This is a genomic window from Campylobacter concisus, assembly GCF_003048375.1.
Taxonomy (GTDB): Bacteria; Campylobacterota; Campylobacteria; order Campylobacterales; family Campylobacteraceae; genus Campylobacter_A; species Campylobacter_A concisus_T.
The window spans coordinates 1,225,090-1,244,777 of the sequence record NZ_CP021642.1 but is presented as its reverse complement, the minus strand read 5'-3'; the positions used below and the strand labels follow the sequence as shown (position 1 = coordinate 1,244,777).

The following is a 19,688-nucleotide window of genomic DNA, read 5'->3' as shown; positions in this document are numbered from 1 at the left end:
GGCGATGAAAAACTATAAAATTTGCGTTATAAAAGGCGATGGCATCGGCCCTGAGATCATCGACGAGGCGATAAAAGTTTTAGACGTCGTAAGTGCTGAGTTTGGTATCAAATTTGAGTATGACTACAAGCTTATGGGCGGCGCAGCTTACGATGTTTTTGGTGAGCCGCTGCCAGATGAGACGCTAAGCTCTGCGCTTAGTAGCGACGCTGTGCTCTTTGGTGCGATAGGTGGCGAGAAATGGGACAGCCTGCCAAGACATCTAAGGCCAGAGAGCGGGCTTTTAAAGATCAGAAAAGAGCTAGAAGCTTATGCAAATTTACGCCCAGCCATCATCTTTGACGAGCTAGTAGATGCTAGCACGCTAAAGCCAGAGGTTTTAAAGGGCGTTGATTTTGTCGTGGTTCGCGAGCTAACTGGCGGGCTTTATTTTGGGCAGCCACGTGAAAAAGGCGAAGATAGAGCGTTTAATACGATGGTTTATTCTAAATTTGAGATCGAGCGCATCGCAAAGATCGCCTTTGAGACGGCTATGCTTCGCAAGAAAAAGGTCTGCATGGTCGATAAGGCAAATGTCCTTGAGACAAGCCAGCTTTGGCGCGAGGTGACCAGCGAGGTGGCAAAGGGCTATCCTGAAGTAGAGCTTAGCTTTATGTACGTCGATAACGCAGCGATGCAGCTAGTAAGAGCGCCAGCAAATTTTGACGTCATACTTACTGAAAATTTATTTGGTGACATTTTAAGTGACGAAGCGAGCATGGTTTGTGGCTCGATAGGCTTACTACCAAGCGCTAGCATGGGCGGCAAAGTGGGAATTTATGAGCCTATCCACGGCTCAGCTCCAGACATCGCAGGGCAGGGCATAGCAAATCCGATCGCGACCATTTTAAGTGCAGCGATGATGCTAAGATACGCTTTTGGCGAGAGCGAAGCTGCAAATGCGATAGAAAATGCCGTAAAAACAGCTCTTGCAAAGGGATATAGAACAAAAGATATCGCCGCTTTTAACGCAGTTGAAATTTGCTCAACAAGCGAGATAGGCGACGTGATAGCAGGATTTATCAAAAAATGAAAAACACGATCACTGAAGCACTGATCTACGAGGCGCAAGGGCTAAAAGACGATGCGCTTGAAATTTACAAGAACATCTTAAAACAAGACCCATCAAATAAGGACGCCCTTAGCGCGATAAACCGCCTTAGCGGACTTCGCAAGGAGCGCGTGATAAAAAATGAGCAGATGAAAGAGTTTTTTATCAGGATGAAAAGTGACGAAGAGATAAATGAATTTAAAAGGTGGTTGATAAGATTATGAAGCTTGATGATATCGCTAGGATGGCTATTAGTGAGGTTAGCGCCGAGCTTGAGAAGATAGAGGCACTGCAAAACAAAAAGCAAGAAGAGCTTGAAAGGGAGAATCTAAAAAAAGAGCTTTTAGCAATAGAAACTGCTGATGAGCAAGTGCTTGAAGAGCCAAAAGTAGAGGCAAGCGTGCTAAGCGTGTCAAGTGCGCAAAGCGAACCAGAGCCAAAGGTGACGCAAATTTTGCCAAAGAGCAGGGAGATAAGTGATGAAGAAATTTTCTTAGCAAACCTTGCTGAGCGCATCGAGGTGCTTTTTGAGGGGCTTAAGCAAACTAGCGAGCAAGACCTTAGTCAAAGGCTCGAGCTAACTACTAAATTTTTAGAATTTACCCTTGCAAACATCGAAAATAGACTACAAAATCTCTCAAAATAATAAATTTGAGGCAAAAACCGGTACAAGCATTTACAAAAATAGCGAGCTAGACTTTTTTAGATCGCTATTTGCCCCTTTTAGCAAGCGCGTCTATCTAGTAGGTGGCTGCGTGAGAGATGCGCTTTTGGGACGAGAAATTTATGATTATGACATCGAAGTTTATGACATCGAGCCTCTTAAATTTGACGAGCTAATGGCCGGCATAAAGGCTAGTGGTGTTGGTAAAAGCTACTTCATCTACAAATATAAAAACTACGATCTTGGGCTGCCACGAAGCGAGAGCAAAACTGGAAATTCGCACAAAGACTTTGCCGTAAGCTACATAAATGATCCAGCTCTTGCAAGCCTAAGGCGCGATTTTACGGTAAATGCCATGATGATGAATATCTTTAACGGCGAAATTTTAGACTTTCATGGTGGCAAAAAGGACCTTGAGAGCAAGACACTAAGGCACATCGATAGTGAGAAATTTAAAGAAGATCCGCTAAGGGTGCTACGTGGCGTGCAGTTTAGCGCTAGGCTTGGTTTTAGCATAGCTGACGAGACGCTAGAGCTTATGAAGACGCTTGATCTAGCGCATCTAAGCAAGGATAGGATAAATACCGAACTCATTAAATTTTTTCGCTCAGAGCATCTTGAAAAAGGGGCGTTTTATCTTTTTAAACTTTCGCTTTTTAAAGAAATTTTTGGCGTGCAAATTCGCAAGAATGATGAGTTCTTGGCTGAGCTAAAGAGTGCTAGAAATTTCGTAGATGATGAGAGGCTGTTTTTGTATATGCTTTTTGGTAAATTTGAGCTTGACGCAAAGGAAATTTTAGAGAAAATGCGCCTGCCAAAGAGCTACTTTTCTATCTTAAAAGAGCCCTTTTTTAAAGCTATGCCAAGTGATAGAGAGCTACTAGAAATTGCTCTAAATATGCCCTTAAAATCGTGGCTTGGAGCTTATAATAAAGAGCGCATAGAGCGCGCAAAAGAGCTTGGGATTTATGAGCGTAAATTTGAGCCAAAGATAGATGTGAGAGAGATCTTGGCGGCTGGCTTTAAAAACGAGATGATAGCAGCTGAGATAAAGCGCGCTCAGGAGCTTGAAATTTCAAGATATCTTAGCGAGCGCAAATTTAGAAAATCTTAATCTTTAAAACTCTTAAAAGCCCATTTTGGCTAAAATGAGCCAATTTATAACACTTTTTTAAGGCAAAAATAAAGTTATGTTTAACATAGTCCTAGTCCATCCTCAGATACCGCAAAACACCGGAGCTATCGGCAGAATGTGCGTAAATGCAAATTTAAAGCTGCACATCGTTAAGCCAACTGTCTTTGACCTGAGCGAAAAGGCTGTTAGACGTGCTGGGCTTGATTATTGGAAAATCCTAAAGCCACAAATTTGGCAGAGTCTAGATGAGTTTTTGGAGGCAAATTTAAGCCACAAAGAGCGATTTTTCTTTGCTACGACTAAGACAAACAGACTTTACTACGACGCTAAATTTGAGCCAGGAGATTTTATATTTTTTGGTGGAGAGAGCACAGGACTGCCAAGAGAGTTTATGGATATAAATTTTAAAAATGCCATAACGATCCCGATGGGGAAAGAGGGCAGGAGCTTAAATTTAGCCATGAGTGCTGGTATCATCGCGTATGAGGCGATCAGGCAAAACATCTCTAAATTTGACTTTAGGAGCGAGGTTTGAGAGCGCTCTTTGCATTAGTTTTTGCCGTTTTGATGGCGTTTGCTAGCGAGATAAGTATCGCAACTTATAACGTGCAAAATTTATTTGACTGCAAGGACGATGGCAGCGAATATCCCGACTTTAAATCTAACACTTCAAAGTGGGACTGCGAGGCGGCTAGCTCAAAACTAAAAAGAACAAGGCAGGTCATAGATGCCCTAGATACCGACATCATCGCACTTGAAGAGGTTGAAAACGAGCAGGTTTTAAAGGCTTTGGTTGATGGCAGCGAGTATAAATTTATAGCCTTTAGCAAGGCAAAAAACTCTCCAGTTGGGCTAGCTCTCATATCAAAGATAAAGCCAAGTGGCAGTGAAATTTTTGAAGTGCCAAATGTAAAAACTAGAAACATTTTAAAGGTTATTTTTGAGGTGGAGGGTAAGAAATTTGGCGTTTTTGTTAATCACTTCCCAGCTTATAAAAACGGCATAAATATGCAAAAAAAGGCTGAAAGAACGCTAAGAGCTGCTCTTGGTAACGAGCAAAATGCCATAGTTTTAGGCGATTTTAACTCACCTTATGGGCAAAAATCCATCTTAAATGATATCATCGCAACTCGTGGATTTTACGATCTTTATAGCTTTTTAGCCCCAAAAGATAGATACTCTCATGCAGTCCATGGCAAAAAGCGTGCCATTGATCACGTTTTGCTCTCGCCTAGCTTTATGGCAAATGGCGATCTAAGCTACGTTGATGGCAGTTTTGAAGTCTTTAAACCAAGCTTTGTGCTTGATGAGCATGGCTTTGCAAAGAGCGATCTTTATTCAGACCACTTTGCGCTCAAATTTAAAATCTCAACCAAACCAAGTCCTGCTAAATCAAATGAAAATTTAAAAAAAGAAGCTAAAAAAGTAGAAGATCAAAACTATAAAAAAGCTAATATAGAGACGCTTTTTGAGCATCCTGAGGCCTTGCCAGCACTTGTGGAGCGAGCTGTTGTCATCTTAAAAGATAAGCATGGCTTTATTGTTTCAAAAAATCGCCGTGGAATTTACGTTTATGATCCTAAAAATAGCGTCGGCGTGGGCGATGAGCTTGACGTTTTGATCAGGCGAGTGAAATTTTACAAAGAGACGCTTGAAGTAAGCTCTTATGAGATCATAAATGAGCATGGCACAAAAGATGTGAGCGAAAATTTACTTGATAGCTCAAAGCTAAGCATTGCAAGAAGCGGCGATGTAATCGATAAAATTTCAGGTAGGCTAGAGAGCGGCTACTTACATACGCCGCATGGCAAGATCAGAGTTTATAGCAAAAAAAGGCTAAAAGATGGCGAGTATAGCTTTGAGCGGGCAAGGATGAAAATTTATAAAAACGAAAAAGAGATCGTTATGGAGTAGATGGTGCAAATTTTAGATATTTTTATGATCGCAGCGTTTGTTTTGTTTGTGATATTTATGATAAGAGGCGTCATTTTGCAGGCGCAAGATAAGGAGAGAGCAAGAGAGATGATAAGAGAAAAAAGAGAAAATTTTAATAAAAAGAGTGAGATATGAAAGAGTTGTTACTAGAGATCGGAGTCGAGGAGCTCCCAGCGATACCATTTTTAAGGGAGCTGCCAAACATCAACGCTAAATGGCAGGCTGTGCTTGAAAAATATAACATCAAAAGCGAGTTTAAATTTTACTACACGCCGCGCCGTTTGGTCTTTTTCCATGAAAAATTCCCGCAGGCTCAGCCAGATAGCGTGGCTAGTTTTGTCGGCGCGCCAAAGCAAGTAGCGCTAAAAGACGGAGCTTTTACAAAGGCGGCGCTTAGCTTTGCAAATAAATGCGGCATAAGCGAGAGTGAACTTAAATTTAAAGAGATAGACGGCAAAGAGGTGCTTTACTACGAAAAAGAGGTAAAGGGCGAGCCGGTTGCTAAGATAATGGGCGACATGGTCGAGGAGTTTTTAAAGAGCCTTAGCTTTGGCAAGTCTATGCGCTGGGGCAATGGCGAGTTTGAATTTATCCGCCCGATAAGATCGTTTTTGTGCTTGCTTGGTGATGAGGTCATTAAATTTAACAAATTTGGCGTAGAGAGCAGTAACTCTACCTATCCTCACAGAAGCATCAGCTACGACAAGATAAAAATTTCAAATATAAAAGAGTATTTTGAAGGCTCAAAGAGCCGTGGGATCGTGCTTGAAGCGGACGAGAGAGAAAAGATAATCCTTGATGAGTTTGAAAAGATCAGTCAAAAAAGTGGGCTAAAGATCGAGATAGATAAAGAGCTGCTAGCTGAAGTAGTGGCGATCACCGAGTATCCAACAGCGCTTCTTGGCTCGTTTGAAGAGGAGTTTTTGGAGGTGCCAAGCGAGGTCATCATCACATCGATGAAAGAAAATCAGCGCTACTTCCCGGTCTTTAAAGATGGCAAGCTCGCAAATGGCTTTGTGGTCGTTAGTAACGCCATAACGCAAGACTACTCACTCATTATTAAAGGCAACGAAAAGGTGCTAAGAGCAAGACTAAGTGACGCGATGTTCTTTTGGCAAAGCGACCTTAAGGCCGAATTTAGCCCAGAAAAACTAAAAAATATAACCTACCTAAAAGAGCTTGGAAGCATCTATGAAAAAGAGCTTAGAGAACTAAAAGTGGCTAAAAAACTAGCTAAGAACTATGATGAGCTACTTAAAAAAGAGGCTGGCGAGTACGCGGCTAAGCTGGAGCGAGCTGTGATGCTAAGCAAGGCTGATCTTACAACGCAGATGGTTTATGAATTTACCGAGCTTCAAGGCATCATGGGTGCTTACTACGCAAAGGCTAAAAATGAGGATGAAAACGTCGTTTTAGCGATAAAAGAGCAGTATCTGCCAGACGGAGAGGAGGCGCAGTGCCCAAGCAAGGTCTTTAGCTCGGTTGTGGCGCTTTCAAATAAGCTTGATACGCTAATGGGGCTCTTTAGCATCGGCAAAATACCAAGCGGCACGAAAGACCCATACGCTCTAAGACGCGCGGCAAATGGCGTGATAAAGATCGTTTTGGCGCATAATCTGAAATTTAACGTAAAAGAAATTTTAGAAGACATTGCAAAAGATTATAAGAAATTTGACGTCGAAGTGCTTATAAATTTCATCCTTGATAGGCTCTATACATTCTTTGACGCAAATGCTTCTATCGTAAAAGCGTGCATAAAAAGCGGCGAAAAGGACATCTTGGAGCTAACTAAGATGATAGAGGCACTTGCTAAAATTTCAAGCGAGCCAAATTTTAGAGAGAATTTCTCGACATTTAAGCGCCTTGCAAACATCATAAAAGATGATAAATTTAGCAAGGTCGATGAGAGCCTCTTTGAGATAGATGCAGAAAAGGCCTTAAATGACGCGTTTAAAGCAGTTGATAAGAGCCTAGCATACGAGCCAAGGCTAAAAGCGCTATTTGCTCTAAAGCCGCAGATAGATGAGTTTTTTGACAAAGTTATGATAAACGTTGAAAACGAGAAAGTGCGAAATAACCGCGTCGCGATCATCGGTCAAATTTATAGCGAGATACTAAAAGTAGCTGATATAAAAGAGATCAGCTTTTAAATTTGCGCCAGCTTCAGGCTTTGCCTAGGCTGGCTTTTAAATTTACTCCCTAAAAATATCAAATTCTGGCTCGTAAGCCTTAGTTTTTACCCCAAAATATCCAAGAACTGAGCTAAAGATAAAATCATGCGAAAGGCTTTCATCTCTCTTACTTCTTAGCCTTTTTAAAAGCTCGCTATCGCTTGAAAAGACGATGGCTGGGATATGTTTTTGCTCATCTGGAGCGATGGAGTAAGGCAGGCCATGTAAATATATGCCATTTTCGCCTAGGCTCTCTCCGTGATCTGAGAAAAAGAACATGGCAACTTCAAATTTATCTTTTTTTGCTTCAAGGGCGTTTATCAGCTCGCTTTGTAGATAGTCCTCATATAAAATGGTGTTGTCATAGGTGTTTGCTATCTCATCTGGCGTGCATTTGTTTAGCTCGGCGGTGTCGCAGGTTGGGGTGAATTCTTTAAATTTACTTGGATAGCCTTTGTAGTAGATAGGGCCATGTGAGCCTTGCAAATGTAGCACGATAAATGTAGTGGAATTTACATCTTTTATGACCTTTTTTGCCTCATCAAATATCACTTCATCAAAGCCTTCTGCTCTGTGCTCTGAAGTGTGGTTTTGATCAAGATTGTCGCAAACGCCCTTGCAACCGCCACTATTGTTGCCAAAAAAGTATGTTTTTATGCCAAGTTTGTTGATGATATCAACTAAATTTTCACGAGCTTTGGCTTTGCGGTTGCTAAAATTTTCTCGCTTTAAGTCTGAAAATAGGCAAGGCACGCTAGTTTCTGTCGCGGTTCCGCATGAGTAGAAATTTGTAAAACTTACCACATCTTTTTGTTTGGTAAATTTGTTTGTATCGTTTTTAGTGTAGCCATTTAGCGAGTAGTTTTTGCTCCTTTGTGTCTCGCCAACTATCAAAACTAAAATTTTCTTTTTATCGTTAGTAAGCGTTGCGTCATCTGCCACGTAGGTAAAAGGGAGCGGTTTTTGAAGCAAAATTTGAGCTAATTTTATGGCAGAATATACTGGATAAGACGGAAGTAAGACTGTTTTTAAGTAAATGTGTTCTCTAAAAAATGGTATGAAAATTTTTGAAGTTAGTGAAAAAATAATAGCGATAGTAACGATCGAAAAAGCGATAATCTTTAATCTAATTTTTAGACTATTTTTAAAGCTACTATAATTGATTTTTACGAAAACAACATAAATGCATGGCAAAATAGTTGCAAATACAAACCACAATACTAAATTTATGCTTAAATAGCTAAAAGCTTCTTTATTATCAGTATGAAGGACGTTTAGTAGCATCTCTTTGTTTATGATAACGCCGTAATTTGACATAAAATAAGAACAAATCGAGCTAACAATAATTATAAAAATAGCAAAGGGTTTTAATAAATAAGGCAGAAATACAATGCAAAATACGCTTGCAAAAAGTGATGCAAGAAATATGCACATAATTGTGAAAAATAAGGTAGAAAAAGAAAGCGAGTTTGTTTCTAAAAATCCTAAAAAAACGCCTTTATATAAAAATATATGATTTACAAAAAGCATATATATTATAAATAAAGTTAAAAATTTAAAAAAACTTACTTCTCTAAATTTATTGATATTAATCATTTAAAGATTCCTTTCACTTAAAGCATTTTTTAAAAATTTAAATTTTTAAACTAAAGCTATTTCTTCTTTTTCTTGCTTTTTAGTTTCTTGTTTTTTGACTTCTTTTCAGGCTCAGCCTTTTTCGCCTTTTGGCCATCTTTTACACTAAGCTTTTCTTTGACCTTTTGCATGTCGTTAAAGCCGATGCCTTGAACCTTCTCAAGCTCCTCGACACTTGTAAATTTATGAGCTTTTCTATACTTTATGACGTTTAGTGCCTGGCTTTTGTTTAGCCCAAGGCTCATTAGCTCGCTCTTGCTAGCTGTGTTTAGATCAGCGCCGTATGCAAAGCTTGCAAGCGCTAGACAAAGTAAAATTTTTAATCTTTTCATCTTATCTCCTAAAATAATAATCCATCGTTTTCTTGATCTTGAATGATGTCATTTGTTGGCGTATTTTGCGGCAACGGCGAGTCGTTTGTGTAGTACTCATCAGCGCCGCTATAGTATCCTTTATAGACGCCATCAGGCTGCTCAAAAGCACGTCTTAGGGTAGGGTAGAGCTTGATGTAGCCCTCCATAAATTTCTTAAAGACAGGTGCAGCTGTCCTGCTGCCGCCCTCGACCTTTTTCATAGGGCTGTTATCGTCGTTTCCGTACCAGATGATGGCCTCGATATCAGGCGAATATCCGCAAAACCAAGCATCGATGCTATTGTTTGACGTGCCAGTTTTGCCAGCGATCTGGATGCCATTTACCTTTGCGTTGCGTCCGGTGCCGTTGTTTACGACATTTTGAAGCAAGGTTGTCATCAAAAATGCCTGCTCAGGTTTTAGCACTTGCTTCTTTTGAGGCTCATAGTCCATCGACGCGCCAAAGCTATTTTCTATATGCTTAATGAGCGTAGGCTCGACCACTTCGCCATCGTTTGGAAACATCGAGTAAAATTTCGCAAAGTCAAGTGGCGAAATTCCAAAGCTACCAAGTGCGATTGATAAATTTTCAGGGATGTCGTTAAAGCCCATATCCGTAAGCTGTTTGCGAACCGAGCTAAGACCAAGATCGTTTAGTAAATTTATGGTTGCGAGGTTGCGAGACTGGGTTAAGGCTGATTTTATCGTGATGTAGCCTTGAAAGCCGCCGCTATAGTTTTTTGGCGTCCATTCTTTGCCGTTTCCCATGTCAAACGTCTTAGCGATATCAGCTACTTGAGAGACGACAGAGTAGCCGCTATCAAGGGCTATTTGATAGATAAATGGCTTAATGCTAGATCCTGGCTGGCGCTTGCTTTGTGTGGCGCGGTTGTAGCTACTTTTTGCGTAGTCGATGCCGCCAATTAGAGCTAAAATTTGTCCGCTTTGTGGATGAGTGACTACAATAGCGCCATTTAGCATCTCTGGATTTGCCTTTTTATCTCTTTTTAAAATTTCATTGTAGCCATAGACTAGAGCGTCTTGAGCGATCTTTTGCACGTTTAGATCGACGGTGCTTTGTATCTTGTAGCCGCCAGTTTTTATATCGTCAAATTTCTTTGAAGCCTCTTTTATGATCTCATCGACCACGTAAGGGGCTTTATTGCGTGTGAGCGTATCGTCAAAGACTGCTGGCTCTTCAAGCACGCCCTTGCGGTACTCATCCTCGTTTATCCAACCGATGCTATACATCCTCTCAAGAACCCTGTTTGCACGGCTAAGCGAGAGGTCGAGGTGCTTTGTAGGATCATAGGTGCTTGGTGCTTTTGGCATGCCAACTAGCATCGCTATCTCTTTTATGCTTAGCTCATTTAGCTCTTTTCTAAAGTAGCCCTCTGCAGCCGTTTTGATGCCGTAGTAGCCGTGCCCAAAATATACGTGATTTAGGTATCTTTCGATGATGTCCTCTTTGCTAAGCTCGCTTTCAAGCTTCATAGCAAGCACGACTTCTTTTATCTTTCTTGTAAATTTCTTCTCGCGGCTTAGGGCTAGGTTTTTTATGAGCTGCTGAGTTAGCGTAGATGCGCCCTCGACTAGTTTTCTAGCTTTGATGTCTTTTATAGCTGCTCTTGCCATGGCTTCTACGTTGATACCGCCATGCTCAAAGTAGCTCGTATCCTCGATAGCAACGAGTGCTTCGATGACACGTGGCGGGATGTCGTTATATTTTACGTAAATTCTATTTTCTTCAAAGATATTTGCGATAAGCTCGTTGTTTCTATCAAAAATTTGTGTCGCAAGCTTTGGCTTGTAGTCGATGATGGTATAAGCGTCAAATCTCACCTGCGAATAAAAGTATAAAAACGCTCCACCAAGTGCGATGGCAACTACAAAGATAAATGCCAAGATGTATTTCATAAAAATGCCTTTAATATTTTTAAATTTAGCCCCATTGCCGTGCTTGTCTCGCCGTGCTGGGAGGTGATGTATTTTTTATTAAAATTTTCTATCGTCATGGCTCCAGCTTTGCCTCGCCACTCGCCACTTTCTAGGTAGCTTTTTAGCTCTTGCTCGCTAAATTTAGCAAATTTATATGTGGCCTTGCTTACATTTATAAGCTCAAATTCGCCTAAAAATATCATCGCCGTATAGACGCTACACTCATTGCCACTTTGTAAATTTAGCATAGCAAGTGCCTCGTTTTCGTCCTTTGCCTTGCCTAAAATTTTATCCCCACAAGCCACGCAGCTATCTGCAAAGAGCAAATTTAAAAGCTTGTCATTTGCCATTAAAAACTGCTCTTTTTTAGCTTTTACGACGTTTTGGACGTAAATTTCTGGTTTTAGCTCTTTTGCTATCATGCTCTCATCAAAGCTGCAAGAAATTTGTTTAAATTCTATCCCAGCATTTTTTAGTAAATTTGCCCTTGTTGGAGAGCTAGAAGCAAGTGTGATCATCAAAAGCCCCTATAACTCACGCCAAGATAGACAGCCGCAAGCGATGCTAGTAAGTTTAGAGGCGTGAAGTAGTAGATGATGACGATTAGGCTTTCGTTTAGCTCGATCATCTCGTGCGATCTTAGAGTTTTTAAAGCCTTTTTGTATCTATAAAAGATGTAGCTTAAATTTAAGAGTAAAAATAGCTCTATCGCCCATTTGGTCGCTACTATCGCACTTGCCATCGGATTTTGCATTTTGCCATCATCAAAGCAAAAGATCATTATCAGGCTAGTTAGCGCGATGCCAAGAACTAGTGTAAAGATGGCTAGTCCAAAGCGTCTTATGATGTGAAGCAAGATGTGATAGCGCTCTTTATCTTCAAATTTATTTTTTATAAAATAGCTTCCAGTAAGCACTAAACCAGCTTGTAGCCCTATAAAAAGAGCTACGAAACTAATGTGCAAGAAGATGATTAGTTGATCAAATTTAAAAAAAGCGATCTCTTGATGAATCATTTTTCTAAAGCTTGCCTTGCATACTCAAGTGAGCTTTTTATGGCGTCTTCGATGGCTAGAGCGTTTTTTCCGCCAGCTGTTGCAAAGTCGTCTTTTCCGCCGCCATTGCCACCTAGAATTTGCGCTGCAAATTTAACCCAAGCGCCAGCTTTTAGTGGAGCATTTTTCACGCCAGCTGCAAGAGAAATTTTACCCTCTTCATCTGTTTGGATCAGTAAAATAGCAGCCTTTTCGTGTCCATTTTTAAACTCATCTATCAAAGTTTTTATGTCGCCACCATCGATGTGTGCTACGCAAAGCTTGGTATTATTTACATTTATAAAGGCTAGCTCCCCAGAGCTTTTAGCATTTTTTAGCTTATCTTTTAAGCCTTTTATCTCGCCTTTTAGCTTTTTAACGGCATTTAGCGGCTCTGTGCTTTTTAGCTCATCTTTTAGCTCTTCAAGCTCAGCTCTAAATGACCTTGCTAAATTTAGCGCAGCTCTTGAGCAAACAGCCTCTATACGCCTAACGCCAGCACTTACGCCGCTCTCTTTTGTGATGAAAAACGATCCGATCTCATCTATATTTTTCACGTGTGTGCCACCGCAAAGCTCTTTACTGACATCGCCAAAGCTCACAACTCTTACTTTGTCGGCATATTTTTCATTAAATAGTGCGATCGCTCCGCTTTTTTTAGCCTCTTCAAGCTCCATAACCTGCGTTTTTGCATTTGCACCGTCTAATATCCACTCATTTACAAGGTTTTCGACCTTTGAAATTTCTTCACTAGTAAGCGCCTTTGGATGAGAGAAGTCAAATCTTAGCCTATCTGCCTCGACGTTTGAGCCAGCTTGAGCGATGTGTGTGCCAAGCACGCTTCTAAGGGCTGCATGAAGCAAGTGTGTAGCACTGTGATGTCGCGCAGTCTCTGCTCTGTCGCTACCCACTTCAAGCTCAACTTCGTCGCCAACTTTTAGCGCCGCACTAGTTTTTACTAAAGATAAATTTAGTCCATGGAATTTTTGCGTATCAAGCACATTTGCTTTGCCTGCTATCTTACCGCTATCGCCGCACTGACCGCCACTTTGAGCGTAAAATGGAGTGACATCAAACATCACCCAGCCCTCTTTGCCAGCATCCAGGCTATCTATATTTTTAAATTCTTCATCAAGTAGGGCTAGAATTTTACTTTTACTCTTAAGCTCTTCGTAGCCTATAAATTTATTCTCGCCAAATTTCTCAAGTAGCTCTTTAAAGTCACCCTTCGCACTCTTGTCGCCACTGCCTTTCCAAGCAGCTTTTGCACGTGCTTTTTGCTCGCTCATAAGCTCATCAAACCTTGCCTCATCGACCTTTAAGCCCTTTTCTCTAAGCATATCAGCCGTTAGATCAAGTGGAAAGCCAAATGTGTCATAGAGTTTAAACGCAGCCTCTCCGCTAAAAATTTCTTTTGTATTTTTAAGCTCACTCTCAAATAGCTCAAGCCCGCTTGCGATAGTCGCTAAAAACCTCTCTTCTTCAAGTTTGATCTGCTCTTTTACAGCCGCTTTTTTATCGTTTAGATAGGTATAGTGTCCGCCCATAAGCTCGCAAACTTTATCGACAAGTTTATACATAAATGGCTCTTTTATGCCTAGCAAGTATCCATGGCGGATCGCACGGCGTAAGATACGGCGAAGCACGTAGCCACGGCCTTCTTTGTCAAATGTCGTGCCTTGAGCTAGCAAAAATGTGACTGAGCGGATGTGGTCGCTTATGACGCGGTAGCTAGCGCCACTTTCATAGACGTATGGCTTGCCGCAAAGCTTTGCCACTTCGTTTATAAGCGGCATAAAAAGTGTGCTGTCGTAGTTGCTAAATTTACCTTGCAAGATAGCTGTAACGCGCTCAAGCCCCATGCCAGTATCGATGCTTGGCTTTGGTAGTGGGCTTAGTTTACCATCCGCACTTCTTTCATACTGCATGAAAACAAGGTTCCAGATCTCTAAAAATCTATCTCCATCGCCGCCCATGTAATCTTCAGGTGTGTTAAAGTGCTCAGCGCCTTGATCGTAAAAAATTTCACTGCAAGGGCCGCATGGTCCAGTATCGCCCATCTGCCAGAAGTTATCGTGGTCGCCAAAGCGGTAAATTCTCTCTTTTGCGATGTGAGTGCTCCAAATTTCAAACGCCTCATCGTCGCTTTCGTGAACGGTTACATAAAGCTTATCTTTTGGTAGTTTCAGCACCTCTGTGACAAATTCCCAAGCGTAAGCGATCGCCTCTTTTTTGAAGTATTCGCCAAAGCTAAAGTTGCCAAGCATCTCAAAAAATGTGTGGTGGCGCGCTGTGTAGCCGACGTTATCAAGGTCGTTGTGCTTGCCTCCAGCTCTTATGCAGGTCTGACAGCTTGTGCGGATAGGTGGCGTTGGGCGTGGCACTTCGCCAGTAAAAATGCTCTTAAATGGCACCATGCCAGCATTTGTAAAAAGTAGTGTTGCATCGTTTGGCACGAGTGGCGCAGAAGCTACTACTTCGTGACCTTTTGATTTAAAAAAATCAAGATATGCCTTTCTTATATCTAAATTTTGCATTTTTATCCTCGTTAGTTTTAAAATTTTGCTTGATTTTAGCCAAAATTCGTTTGCGAAATTCTAAAAAGAGAAAAAATAGTGATATTTTGAAAACTATCTCTTGTTTTATCTATTTAAAAGCGATTTGTAAATAAAATAATTAAAAATTTCTAAAGTTTTAAAGGGTGAATGTGAAGCTAAAAATCGGCATTATCGGCTATTGCAGCACAGGTAAAAAACATTATTTAGAGCTTAGACGCTCAAACGAGTTTGAAATTTGTGGCATTTTTGACAAAGACAATGTTGATGAGTTTTGCAGAGCTGATTTTTATACTGATTTTAAAGAATTTATAGAGGTTGCCCAGCCTCAAGCAGTCGTGCTTTGCTCGCCAAGAGAGGAGATGGTGGAGGCATTTTGCCAGTGTGCAAAATATTGCCAAAATATCCTCATTTCACGCCCAGTTTTTAAAAGTATCGCCGATCTTAAAGAGATAAAATATGCCGCCAAAACGAACAAAACTAGGGTTTGCACGGGAATTTCTGAGCGTTTTAATCCAACTATCTTGTCACTTAAAAAAGCACTTTTAAAAGAAGAGGAAATTTATAGCATTTCTATCGCACATTTTAAGCCACTTTGCGACGGAAATATCATAAATGAGCTCTCAGTTTCTGACATCGACCTAGCAAAAAATATCATAAATTCTGAAGTCAGCGACTTTTACTACACTCAAACAAACAAGACAAATGCCAAAAGTGCCGATAACGTGGGGATAAGTTTTAAAAGTAAAAATCAAATTTTAGTGCATATCACTAACTCATTTTGTGGCTCACTAGAGCGCTTTAAGATAGAGGTAAATGCGAAAAATGGCGTATATTTTGGCGATCTTATCGATCACAAACTTCATCAAGTGAGCGAAAATGGACAGATGAATTTAAAGATAGATACAAATAATAGCGAGCTAAAAGCGCAATACGAGGCCTTTTACGATCTTTGCCAAAGTGGCGAGAGCAGCGAACTTTCAAACATCGATGACGCGATAAAAATAAGAGAACTATTTTGATGAAAAAAGCTCTTTTGCTTTTAAATATGGGCGGTGCAAACAGCCTAGATGATGTCGAAATTTTCTTAACAAATATGTTTAATGACCCATATATTTTGGGTATAAAAAATAAATTTTTAAGAAAATTTGTAGCTTTCATGATCACAAAAAGCAGGCTAAAAACTGCGAAGCACAACTATGAGCAAATAGGTGGCAAGTCGCCACTTTGCGAGCTTACAACTAAGCTTTGTGAGAAAATTTCAAGTTTGCAAAATGAATTTGACGCGGTTGATTTTGCGATGAACTACACTTCGCCATTTGTAAAAGATGTGCTTAAAAAGTATGAAAAATTTGATGAGATAGTTCTTTTGCCACTCTATCCTCATCACTCACAAACTACGATAACCTCGAGCTTAGCTGATTTTAAAAAGGCAAAAGAGGAGCTTAAACTAAAAGCTAAAATTTCACTTTGTGAGCCATTTTATGATGATGACGCTTACAATAAGATCATTATCTCTCACATCCGTGAAGCGATAAAAGATACCGATATAAGCGATGTTAGCCTCATCTTTTCAGCTCACTCTTTGCCTCGCAAGATCATAGAAAATGGCGATATCTACGAAAAACACATAAACGAACATGTGCAAATTTTAAGCAAAATGCTAAAAGAGCAGGGGCTAAATTTTAAAGATGTGAGCCTTGCTTATCAGTCGCGTCTTGGCCCAGTTAAATGGTTAGAGCCATCTCTAAATGAGGCTTTAGCAAAGTGCGAAAATAAAAAAGCGCTTATCTATCCGCTCTCTTTTTGTATAGATAACTCTGAGACCATTTTTGAGTTAGTTATAGAGTATGCCAAGCTTGCAAAAGAGCTAAATTTTAGCTTTTACAAAGTCGCCCAGTGTCCAAATTTTAGCGATGAATTTGCCAGTTTTATCCTAGAAAAATCAAAAAACACTAGAGAATTTAGCCTTTAGGAATAAATCTTGCTTATAAAAAGCATCTCAAATTTAAAAGGAGATGTATGAAGGTTCAAAATAACGATATTATCGATTATTTGTTGCAGTCAGGCTCAAGCAAAGCTAAAGATAAAAAAAATAGTTTTGATGAAATTTTAAGTCTAACGCTTGATAAGATCACAAGCGAGGCAAAGGTTTCAGACAAGCTTGAGCAGTTTAAGAAAAGGCTTACAGAAATCGGTGCTGCTGGCTTTATGAATGAGCTAAATTCAAACAAGATAGAAGAGAAAATAGCTCAGAAAAAAGAGGAGCTAACCGAGCTTTTAAGCATAAATGATCCGACCAAAACGCAGGATCAAAAAAATGAGCTACTTAAAATAATGGATAAAATTTTAAGTGACTACCGCAAAGAGCTAAACATGGCACTTACGAGCCAAACACTGCTTGAGAAGCAAAATAGCCTTGGCAAAAATACAAATAATTCTGTAAATTTAAGCTCTGTCTTAAATGAACTTGGACTTGCATAAATTCTGGATTTAGGCCGCTTGCCTAGATCCAAATTTCTACTTTAAACTCTAAATTTAAAATTTAGTCTAACGCTGGTTTTTGCTTTACTTTGTCGTTGTTGAGCTTGTCTTTTTTAGCTTCAAACTCGGCTATGACATTAGGATCTGGGAATAAATAGCCATCTTCAACCATTAGATCAACGGCCTTTTTGAATGTCGGCAACGCACTTTGCGCACCAAAGTAGTAGTAAGGTTTTTTAGGATCTCTTGCCAAAACGCCTATGGTGTAGCTGTTGCCTCTTGTGTCGTTTACGAAGCCAAAAAAGGAGCCGTTGTAGGTGTTGCTATATCCGCCTTTGCCAGAAGCGATGTGCGCGGTGCCAGTTTTACCGCCTATCTCAAGACCTGGCGTAAATGCCTTTAAGCCAGTACCTTTTTCAACTGTTTTTATCAAAATTCTCTTCATTATCTTTGCGGTCTCTTGCGAGATGACCTGTGTTGGCTCTGCTTTTGGCAGATCGTAGCGCTTGCCGTTTCGCTCAAGATATGCCACCATGTGCGGTGTCACCTCGATGCCTTTGTTATTAAAGGTGTTATAAGCTTTCAAAAGCTGCATAAATGTCGCTTGCAGGCCGTATCCGTAGCTAACTGTCGCTTTATAGGTCGATGAATTTAGCTTGGTAACCGTTGGCATCATGCCTACTTGCTCGTATGGCAGGTCGATGCCAGTCTTTCTTGAAAAGCCAAAATTTAAAAGCCCTTGATAAATTTGCGGACCATTTAAGCGTTCTACTAGCTGGATCATGCCGATGTTTGAGCTATGCACGATGATGTCTTCAGCGCTCATAAAAGGCTCTGGGTGGGTATCTTTGATGATCCTTTTGCCTAGCTGATAGCGGCCGTTGTAGGTATTTACTAGCTCAAAAGGATTTACCTTTTTTTCTTGAAGTAGTATGGAGAAGATAAATGGTTTAAAAACCGATCCAACCTCGTATGCATACTCGCTCGCGCTCGAATTTAGCGCGCTATAATCTTGCTTTCTTATATTTGATGGATCATATCTTGAGCTAGAAGCCAGGGCTAGAATTTCGCCATTTTTGCTATTCATTATGCAGATGATTAGCTCTTTTGCGTCTAGAAATTCACGTTTTTCATCTAAAATTTGCTCTAACTTGGTTTGAAATTTAAGCGGTACAGAAAGCACTGCGTTGTAGCCATCAACCCTCGTTGCTAAATTTGAATCGCTAGTTAAAATTATATTGTTGCCAATATCACGCGGGCCAAGGATTTTGGCGTTTTGTATCGGAGCTAGGTAGTCCTCGTAGTATCTCTCAAGGCCTTTTACACCTTTGCTTTTGGTAAGTGCGTCGCTCTCTGTTTTGCTCACGTAGCCAATAGCTGGCGTTAAGGCGTCCTTTGACATAAATTTACGGTTTTGACCGCTCTCCATCACGCGCATACCCTGAAATGAAGCAAGCCCAGTCTTTGGATCAAGGTATGAGATCAAAATTCCCTTACGGTTTAGCTTTCTTGAAAGCTCCTGAAGATAGGTAGCGCCCTTTGCGTCGATGCTGTAAGAGAGCGTGACAAGGCCTTTTGTGCCGTTTATGATCTTTCTTACTTTGTTTGGATCGTCGCCGCTATAAAGTGAGTAGAGCTTGATAAACATCTCTTTTTTGTTTGGATCGATGTTTCTGGTGTCAAGCATCACTTTGTAGAGCTTTTGGCTTGATGAGATGCTAAAGCCATCTTTCGTGACGATATTGCCGCGGATTGCGGTATTTACGTCGCTTGTTTGAAGCTTAGGAAGCTTTCGCTCGATGCTTGCTCTATAAAATATGACGAGCACAAAGATTGAAATTCCAAAAGTAATTAATAAAAAGAGTATGGTTATTTTTGATTTTCTGGAATTCATTCAATGGCTTAAATTTGCGTTCTTGAAATTTCTTTGTATGCGCTTAGCGCTTTGTTGCGAATTTCTAGCATAAGCTTCATACTAGTCTCTGCTTTGCCTATCGCGATAGCTGCTTGGTGAAGGTCTTTTACCTCGCCAGTTGCAAGATCAGCTATGGCTTTATCGGCGTTTATTTGAACCTTATTTAGCTCTTTTAAAGAGTCGTTTAGTGCATTTTCAAAGCCGCCTTCTTCGCCTGCTTTTGCTATTTTGTTTGAATTTTCGTTTTTATTTAACTTATCTAAATTTATACTATTTATCATTATGCTTGTCCTGAAATAAGTGATATCGCACTTTGTGCTATTGTTTTTGCGTTTTGAAATGACGCTACATTTGCTTGATAAGCCCTTGTCGCCTCGAGCAAGTCAGCCATCTCGATGACTGGGTTTATATTTGGAAATGCAACGTAGCCATTTGCATTTGCATCTGGGTGGCTAGGGTCGTATTTTAGTTGAAAGTCCTTGTCATCGCGCACCACTTTATCTACGATCACGCTAGTTAGGGCAGGGTGAGCGTTTTTGGGTGAACTTGGGTCATCGAGTGGATTTTCATAATCAAGCAAACTTTGTGAGTTTTTAAGTTGATCGTTTAAAATTTTATCAAAGTTCATCTCTTTAAAGATGACCTCTTGTCTTCTGTAAGGGCCACCCTCAGCCGTCCTTGTGGTTTGAGCGTTTGCTATGTTTGAGCTGATGACGTTCATTCTGAAGCGTTGCGCGCTTAGTCCGTATCCGCTAATATCAAAATCATTTAAGTATGACAT

At 40.4% G+C, this 19,688-nt stretch carries 20 protein-coding genes; 11 read left to right on the top strand and 9 right to left on the bottom strand.

What is annotated here, in order from left to right:
- Positions 1–4: 4 nt before the first annotated feature.
- The 8 genes from leuB (at position 5) to glyS (ending at position 6,974) form a co-directional block, all read left to right on the top strand.
- Positions 5–1,072 carry a 3-isopropylmalate dehydrogenase gene (leuB, locus tag CCS77_RS06200; protein WP_012139999.1) on the top strand — a complete coding sequence of 356 codons (1,068 nt, stop codon included), beginning with the start codon at positions 5–7 and terminating at the stop codon, positions 1,070–1,072.
- Positions 1,069–1,314, top strand: a complete 246-nt coding sequence (locus tag CCS77_RS06195; RefSeq protein ID WP_002941772.1) for a hypothetical protein — start codon at positions 1,069–1,071, stop codon at positions 1,312–1,314. Before leuB ends, CCS77_RS06195 begins: the two co-directional genes overlap by 4 nt.
- Positions 1,311–1,736, top strand: coding sequence for a CiaD-like domain-containing protein (locus tag CCS77_RS06190; RefSeq protein WP_107916887.1), 426 nt, complete (start codon positions 1,311–1,313; stop codon positions 1,734–1,736). Before CCS77_RS06195 ends, CCS77_RS06190 begins: the two co-directional genes overlap by 4 nt.
- Positions 1,696–2,868, top strand: a complete 1,173-nt coding sequence (locus tag CCS77_RS06185; RefSeq protein WP_107916886.1) for a CCA tRNA nucleotidyltransferase — start codon at positions 1,696–1,698, stop codon at positions 2,866–2,868. The genes CCS77_RS06190 and CCS77_RS06185 overlap by 41 nt, the downstream gene beginning before the upstream one ends.
- Positions 2,869–2,944: 76 nt before the next feature.
- Positions 2,945–3,424 carry a tRNA (cytidine(34)-2'-O)-methyltransferase gene (locus CCS77_RS06180; protein ID WP_021085887.1) on the top strand — a complete coding sequence of 160 codons (480 nt, stop codon included), beginning with the start codon at positions 2,945–2,947 and terminating at the stop codon, positions 3,422–3,424.
- Complete coding sequence (locus CCS77_RS06175; RefSeq protein ID WP_107916885.1) at positions 3,421–4,803, top strand: endonuclease/exonuclease/phosphatase family protein; 1,383 nt, start codon at positions 3,421–3,423, stop codon at positions 4,801–4,803. Before CCS77_RS06180 ends, CCS77_RS06175 begins: the two co-directional genes overlap by 4 nt.
- Positions 4,804–4,806: 3 nt before the next feature.
- Positions 4,807–4,959 carry a hypothetical protein gene (locus CCS77_RS10500; protein WP_187423509.1) on the top strand — a complete coding sequence of 51 codons (153 nt, stop codon included), beginning with the start codon at positions 4,807–4,809 and terminating at the stop codon, positions 4,957–4,959.
- Positions 4,956–6,974 carry a glycine--tRNA ligase subunit beta gene (gene glyS / locus CCS77_RS06170; protein ID WP_107916884.1) on the top strand — a complete coding sequence of 673 codons (2,019 nt, stop codon included), beginning with the start codon at positions 4,956–4,958 and terminating at the stop codon, positions 6,972–6,974. The genes CCS77_RS10500 and glyS overlap by 4 nt, the downstream gene beginning before the upstream one ends.
- A 42-nt stretch (positions 6,975–7,016) precedes the next feature.
- Here glyS and CCS77_RS06165 read toward each other — a convergent pair whose 3' ends face one another.
- From CCS77_RS06165 to alaS, 6 genes are read right to left on the bottom strand one after another with little or no spacing between them, the layout of a single operon-like run.
- On the bottom strand, positions 7,017–8,591 hold the full coding sequence (locus CCS77_RS06165; protein ID WP_107916883.1) for a phosphoethanolamine transferase: 1,575 nt from the start codon (positions 8,589–8,591) through the stop codon (positions 7,017–7,019).
- A 56-nt stretch (positions 8,592–8,647) separates the two neighbouring features.
- Positions 8,648–8,962 (bottom strand): helix-hairpin-helix domain-containing protein, encoded by a 315-nt coding sequence (locus tag CCS77_RS06160; RefSeq protein WP_107916882.1) that lies wholly within the window; start codon positions 8,960–8,962, stop codon positions 8,648–8,650.
- Positions 8,963–8,970: 8 nt separating this feature from the next.
- Positions 8,971–10,899 (bottom strand): transglycosylase domain-containing protein, encoded by a 1,929-nt coding sequence (locus CCS77_RS06155; RefSeq protein ID WP_107916881.1) that lies wholly within the window; start codon positions 10,897–10,899, stop codon positions 8,971–8,973.
- Positions 10,896–11,438: a septum formation inhibitor Maf gene (gene maf, locus CCS77_RS06150; protein ID WP_107916880.1), complete on the bottom strand. Its 543-nt coding sequence runs from the start codon at positions 11,436–11,438 to the stop codon at positions 10,896–10,898. The genes CCS77_RS06155 and maf overlap by 4 nt, the downstream gene beginning before the upstream one ends.
- Positions 11,438–11,935, bottom strand: coding sequence for a 3-isopropylmalate dehydratase (locus CCS77_RS06145; RefSeq protein WP_103570036.1), 498 nt, complete (start codon positions 11,933–11,935; stop codon positions 11,438–11,440). Before CCS77_RS06145 ends, maf begins: the two co-directional genes overlap by 1 nt.
- Positions 11,932–14,490 (bottom strand): alanine--tRNA ligase, encoded by a 2,559-nt coding sequence (gene alaS / locus CCS77_RS06140; RefSeq protein ID WP_107916879.1) that lies wholly within the window; start codon positions 14,488–14,490, stop codon positions 11,932–11,934. The genes CCS77_RS06145 and alaS overlap by 4 nt, the downstream gene beginning before the upstream one ends.
- Positions 14,491–14,660: 170 nt before the next feature.
- Here alaS and CCS77_RS06135 point away from each other — a divergent pair, with 170 nt between their 5' ends.
- Genes CCS77_RS06135 through CCS77_RS06125 form a run of 3 tightly spaced genes read left to right on the top strand, consistent with a single transcriptional unit; the run spans position 14,661 to position 16,992 of the window.
- On the top strand, positions 14,661–15,530 hold the full coding sequence (locus CCS77_RS06135) for a Gfo/Idh/MocA family protein (RefSeq protein WP_107916878.1): 870 nt from the start codon (positions 14,661–14,663) through the stop codon (positions 15,528–15,530).
- Positions 15,530–16,483, top strand: coding sequence for a ferrochelatase (hemH, locus tag CCS77_RS06130; protein WP_107916877.1), 954 nt, complete (start codon positions 15,530–15,532; stop codon positions 16,481–16,483). The genes CCS77_RS06135 and hemH overlap by 1 nt, the downstream gene beginning before the upstream one ends.
- Positions 16,484–16,530: 47 nt before the next feature.
- Positions 16,531–16,992, top strand: a complete 462-nt coding sequence (locus CCS77_RS06125) for a hypothetical protein (RefSeq protein ID WP_009294079.1) — start codon at positions 16,531–16,533, stop codon at positions 16,990–16,992.
- Positions 16,993–17,053: 61 nt separating this feature from the next.
- Here the strand turns inward: CCS77_RS06125 and CCS77_RS06120 are convergent, their stop codons facing one another.
- The 3 genes from CCS77_RS06120 to flgC are packed head-to-tail and all read right to left on the bottom strand — an operon-like array spanning position 17,054 to position 19,688.
- Positions 17,054–18,886, bottom strand: coding sequence for a peptidoglycan D,D-transpeptidase FtsI family protein (locus CCS77_RS06120; RefSeq protein ID WP_107916876.1), 1,833 nt, complete (start codon positions 18,884–18,886; stop codon positions 17,054–17,056).
- A gap of 8 nt (positions 18,887–18,894) precedes the next feature.
- On the bottom strand, positions 18,895–19,188 hold the full coding sequence (gene fliE / locus CCS77_RS06115; protein ID WP_002941937.1) for a flagellar hook-basal body complex protein FliE: 294 nt from the start codon (positions 19,186–19,188) through the stop codon (positions 18,895–18,897).
- Complete coding sequence (gene flgC / locus CCS77_RS06110) at positions 19,188–19,688, bottom strand: flagellar basal body rod protein FlgC (RefSeq protein ID WP_012139981.1); 501 nt, start codon at positions 19,686–19,688, stop codon at positions 19,188–19,190. The genes fliE and flgC overlap by 1 nt, the downstream gene beginning before the upstream one ends.

Excerpts from the sequence above, each read along its gene's own strand:
- leuB (WP_012139999.1), top strand. The coding sequence starts at position 5 with ATGAAAAACTATAAAATTTGCGTTATAAAAGGCGATGGCATCGGCCCT.
- CCS77_RS06195 (WP_002941772.1), top strand. The coding sequence starts at position 1,069 with ATGAAAAACACGATCACTGAAGCACTGATCTACGAGGCGCAAGGGCTA.
- CCS77_RS06190 (WP_107916887.1), top strand. The coding sequence starts at position 1,311 with ATGAAGCTTGATGATATCGCTAGGATGGCTATTAGTGAGGTTAGCGCC.
- CCS77_RS06180 (WP_021085887.1), top strand. The coding sequence starts at position 2,945 with ATGTTTAACATAGTCCTAGTCCATCCTCAGATACCGCAAAACACCGGA.
- glyS (WP_107916884.1), top strand. The coding sequence starts at position 4,956 with ATGAAAGAGTTGTTACTAGAGATCGGAGTCGAGGAGCTCCCAGCGATA.
- CCS77_RS06165 (WP_107916883.1), bottom strand. The coding sequence starts at position 8,591 with ATGATTAATATCAATAAATTTAGAGAAGTAAGTTTTTTTAAATTTTTA.
- CCS77_RS06160 (WP_107916882.1), bottom strand. The coding sequence starts at position 8,962 with ATGAAAAGATTAAAAATTTTACTTTGTCTAGCGCTTGCAAGCTTTGCA.
- CCS77_RS06155 (WP_107916881.1), bottom strand. The coding sequence starts at position 10,899 with ATGAAATACATCTTGGCATTTATCTTTGTAGTTGCCATCGCACTTGGT.
- maf (WP_107916880.1), bottom strand. The coding sequence starts at position 11,438 with ATGATCACACTTGCTTCTAGCTCTCCAACAAGGGCAAATTTACTAAAA.
- CCS77_RS06145 (WP_103570036.1), bottom strand. The coding sequence starts at position 11,935 with ATGATTCATCAAGAGATCGCTTTTTTTAAATTTGATCAACTAATCATC.
- alaS (WP_107916879.1), bottom strand. The coding sequence starts at position 14,490 with ATGCAAAATTTAGATATAAGAAAGGCATATCTTGATTTTTTTAAATCA.
- hemH (WP_107916877.1), top strand. The coding sequence starts at position 15,530 with ATGAAAAAAGCTCTTTTGCTTTTAAATATGGGCGGTGCAAACAGCCTA.
- CCS77_RS06125 (WP_009294079.1), top strand. The coding sequence starts at position 16,531 with ATGAAGGTTCAAAATAACGATATTATCGATTATTTGTTGCAGTCAGGC.
- CCS77_RS06120 (WP_107916876.1), bottom strand. The coding sequence starts at position 18,886 with ATGAATTCCAGAAAATCAAAAATAACCATACTCTTTTTATTAATTACT.
- fliE (WP_002941937.1), bottom strand. The coding sequence starts at position 19,188 with ATGATAAATAGTATAAATTTAGATAAGTTAAATAAAAACGAAAATTCA.
- flgC (WP_012139981.1), bottom strand. The coding sequence starts at position 19,688 with ATGTCATACTTAAATGATTTTGATATTAGCGGATACGGACTAAGCGCG.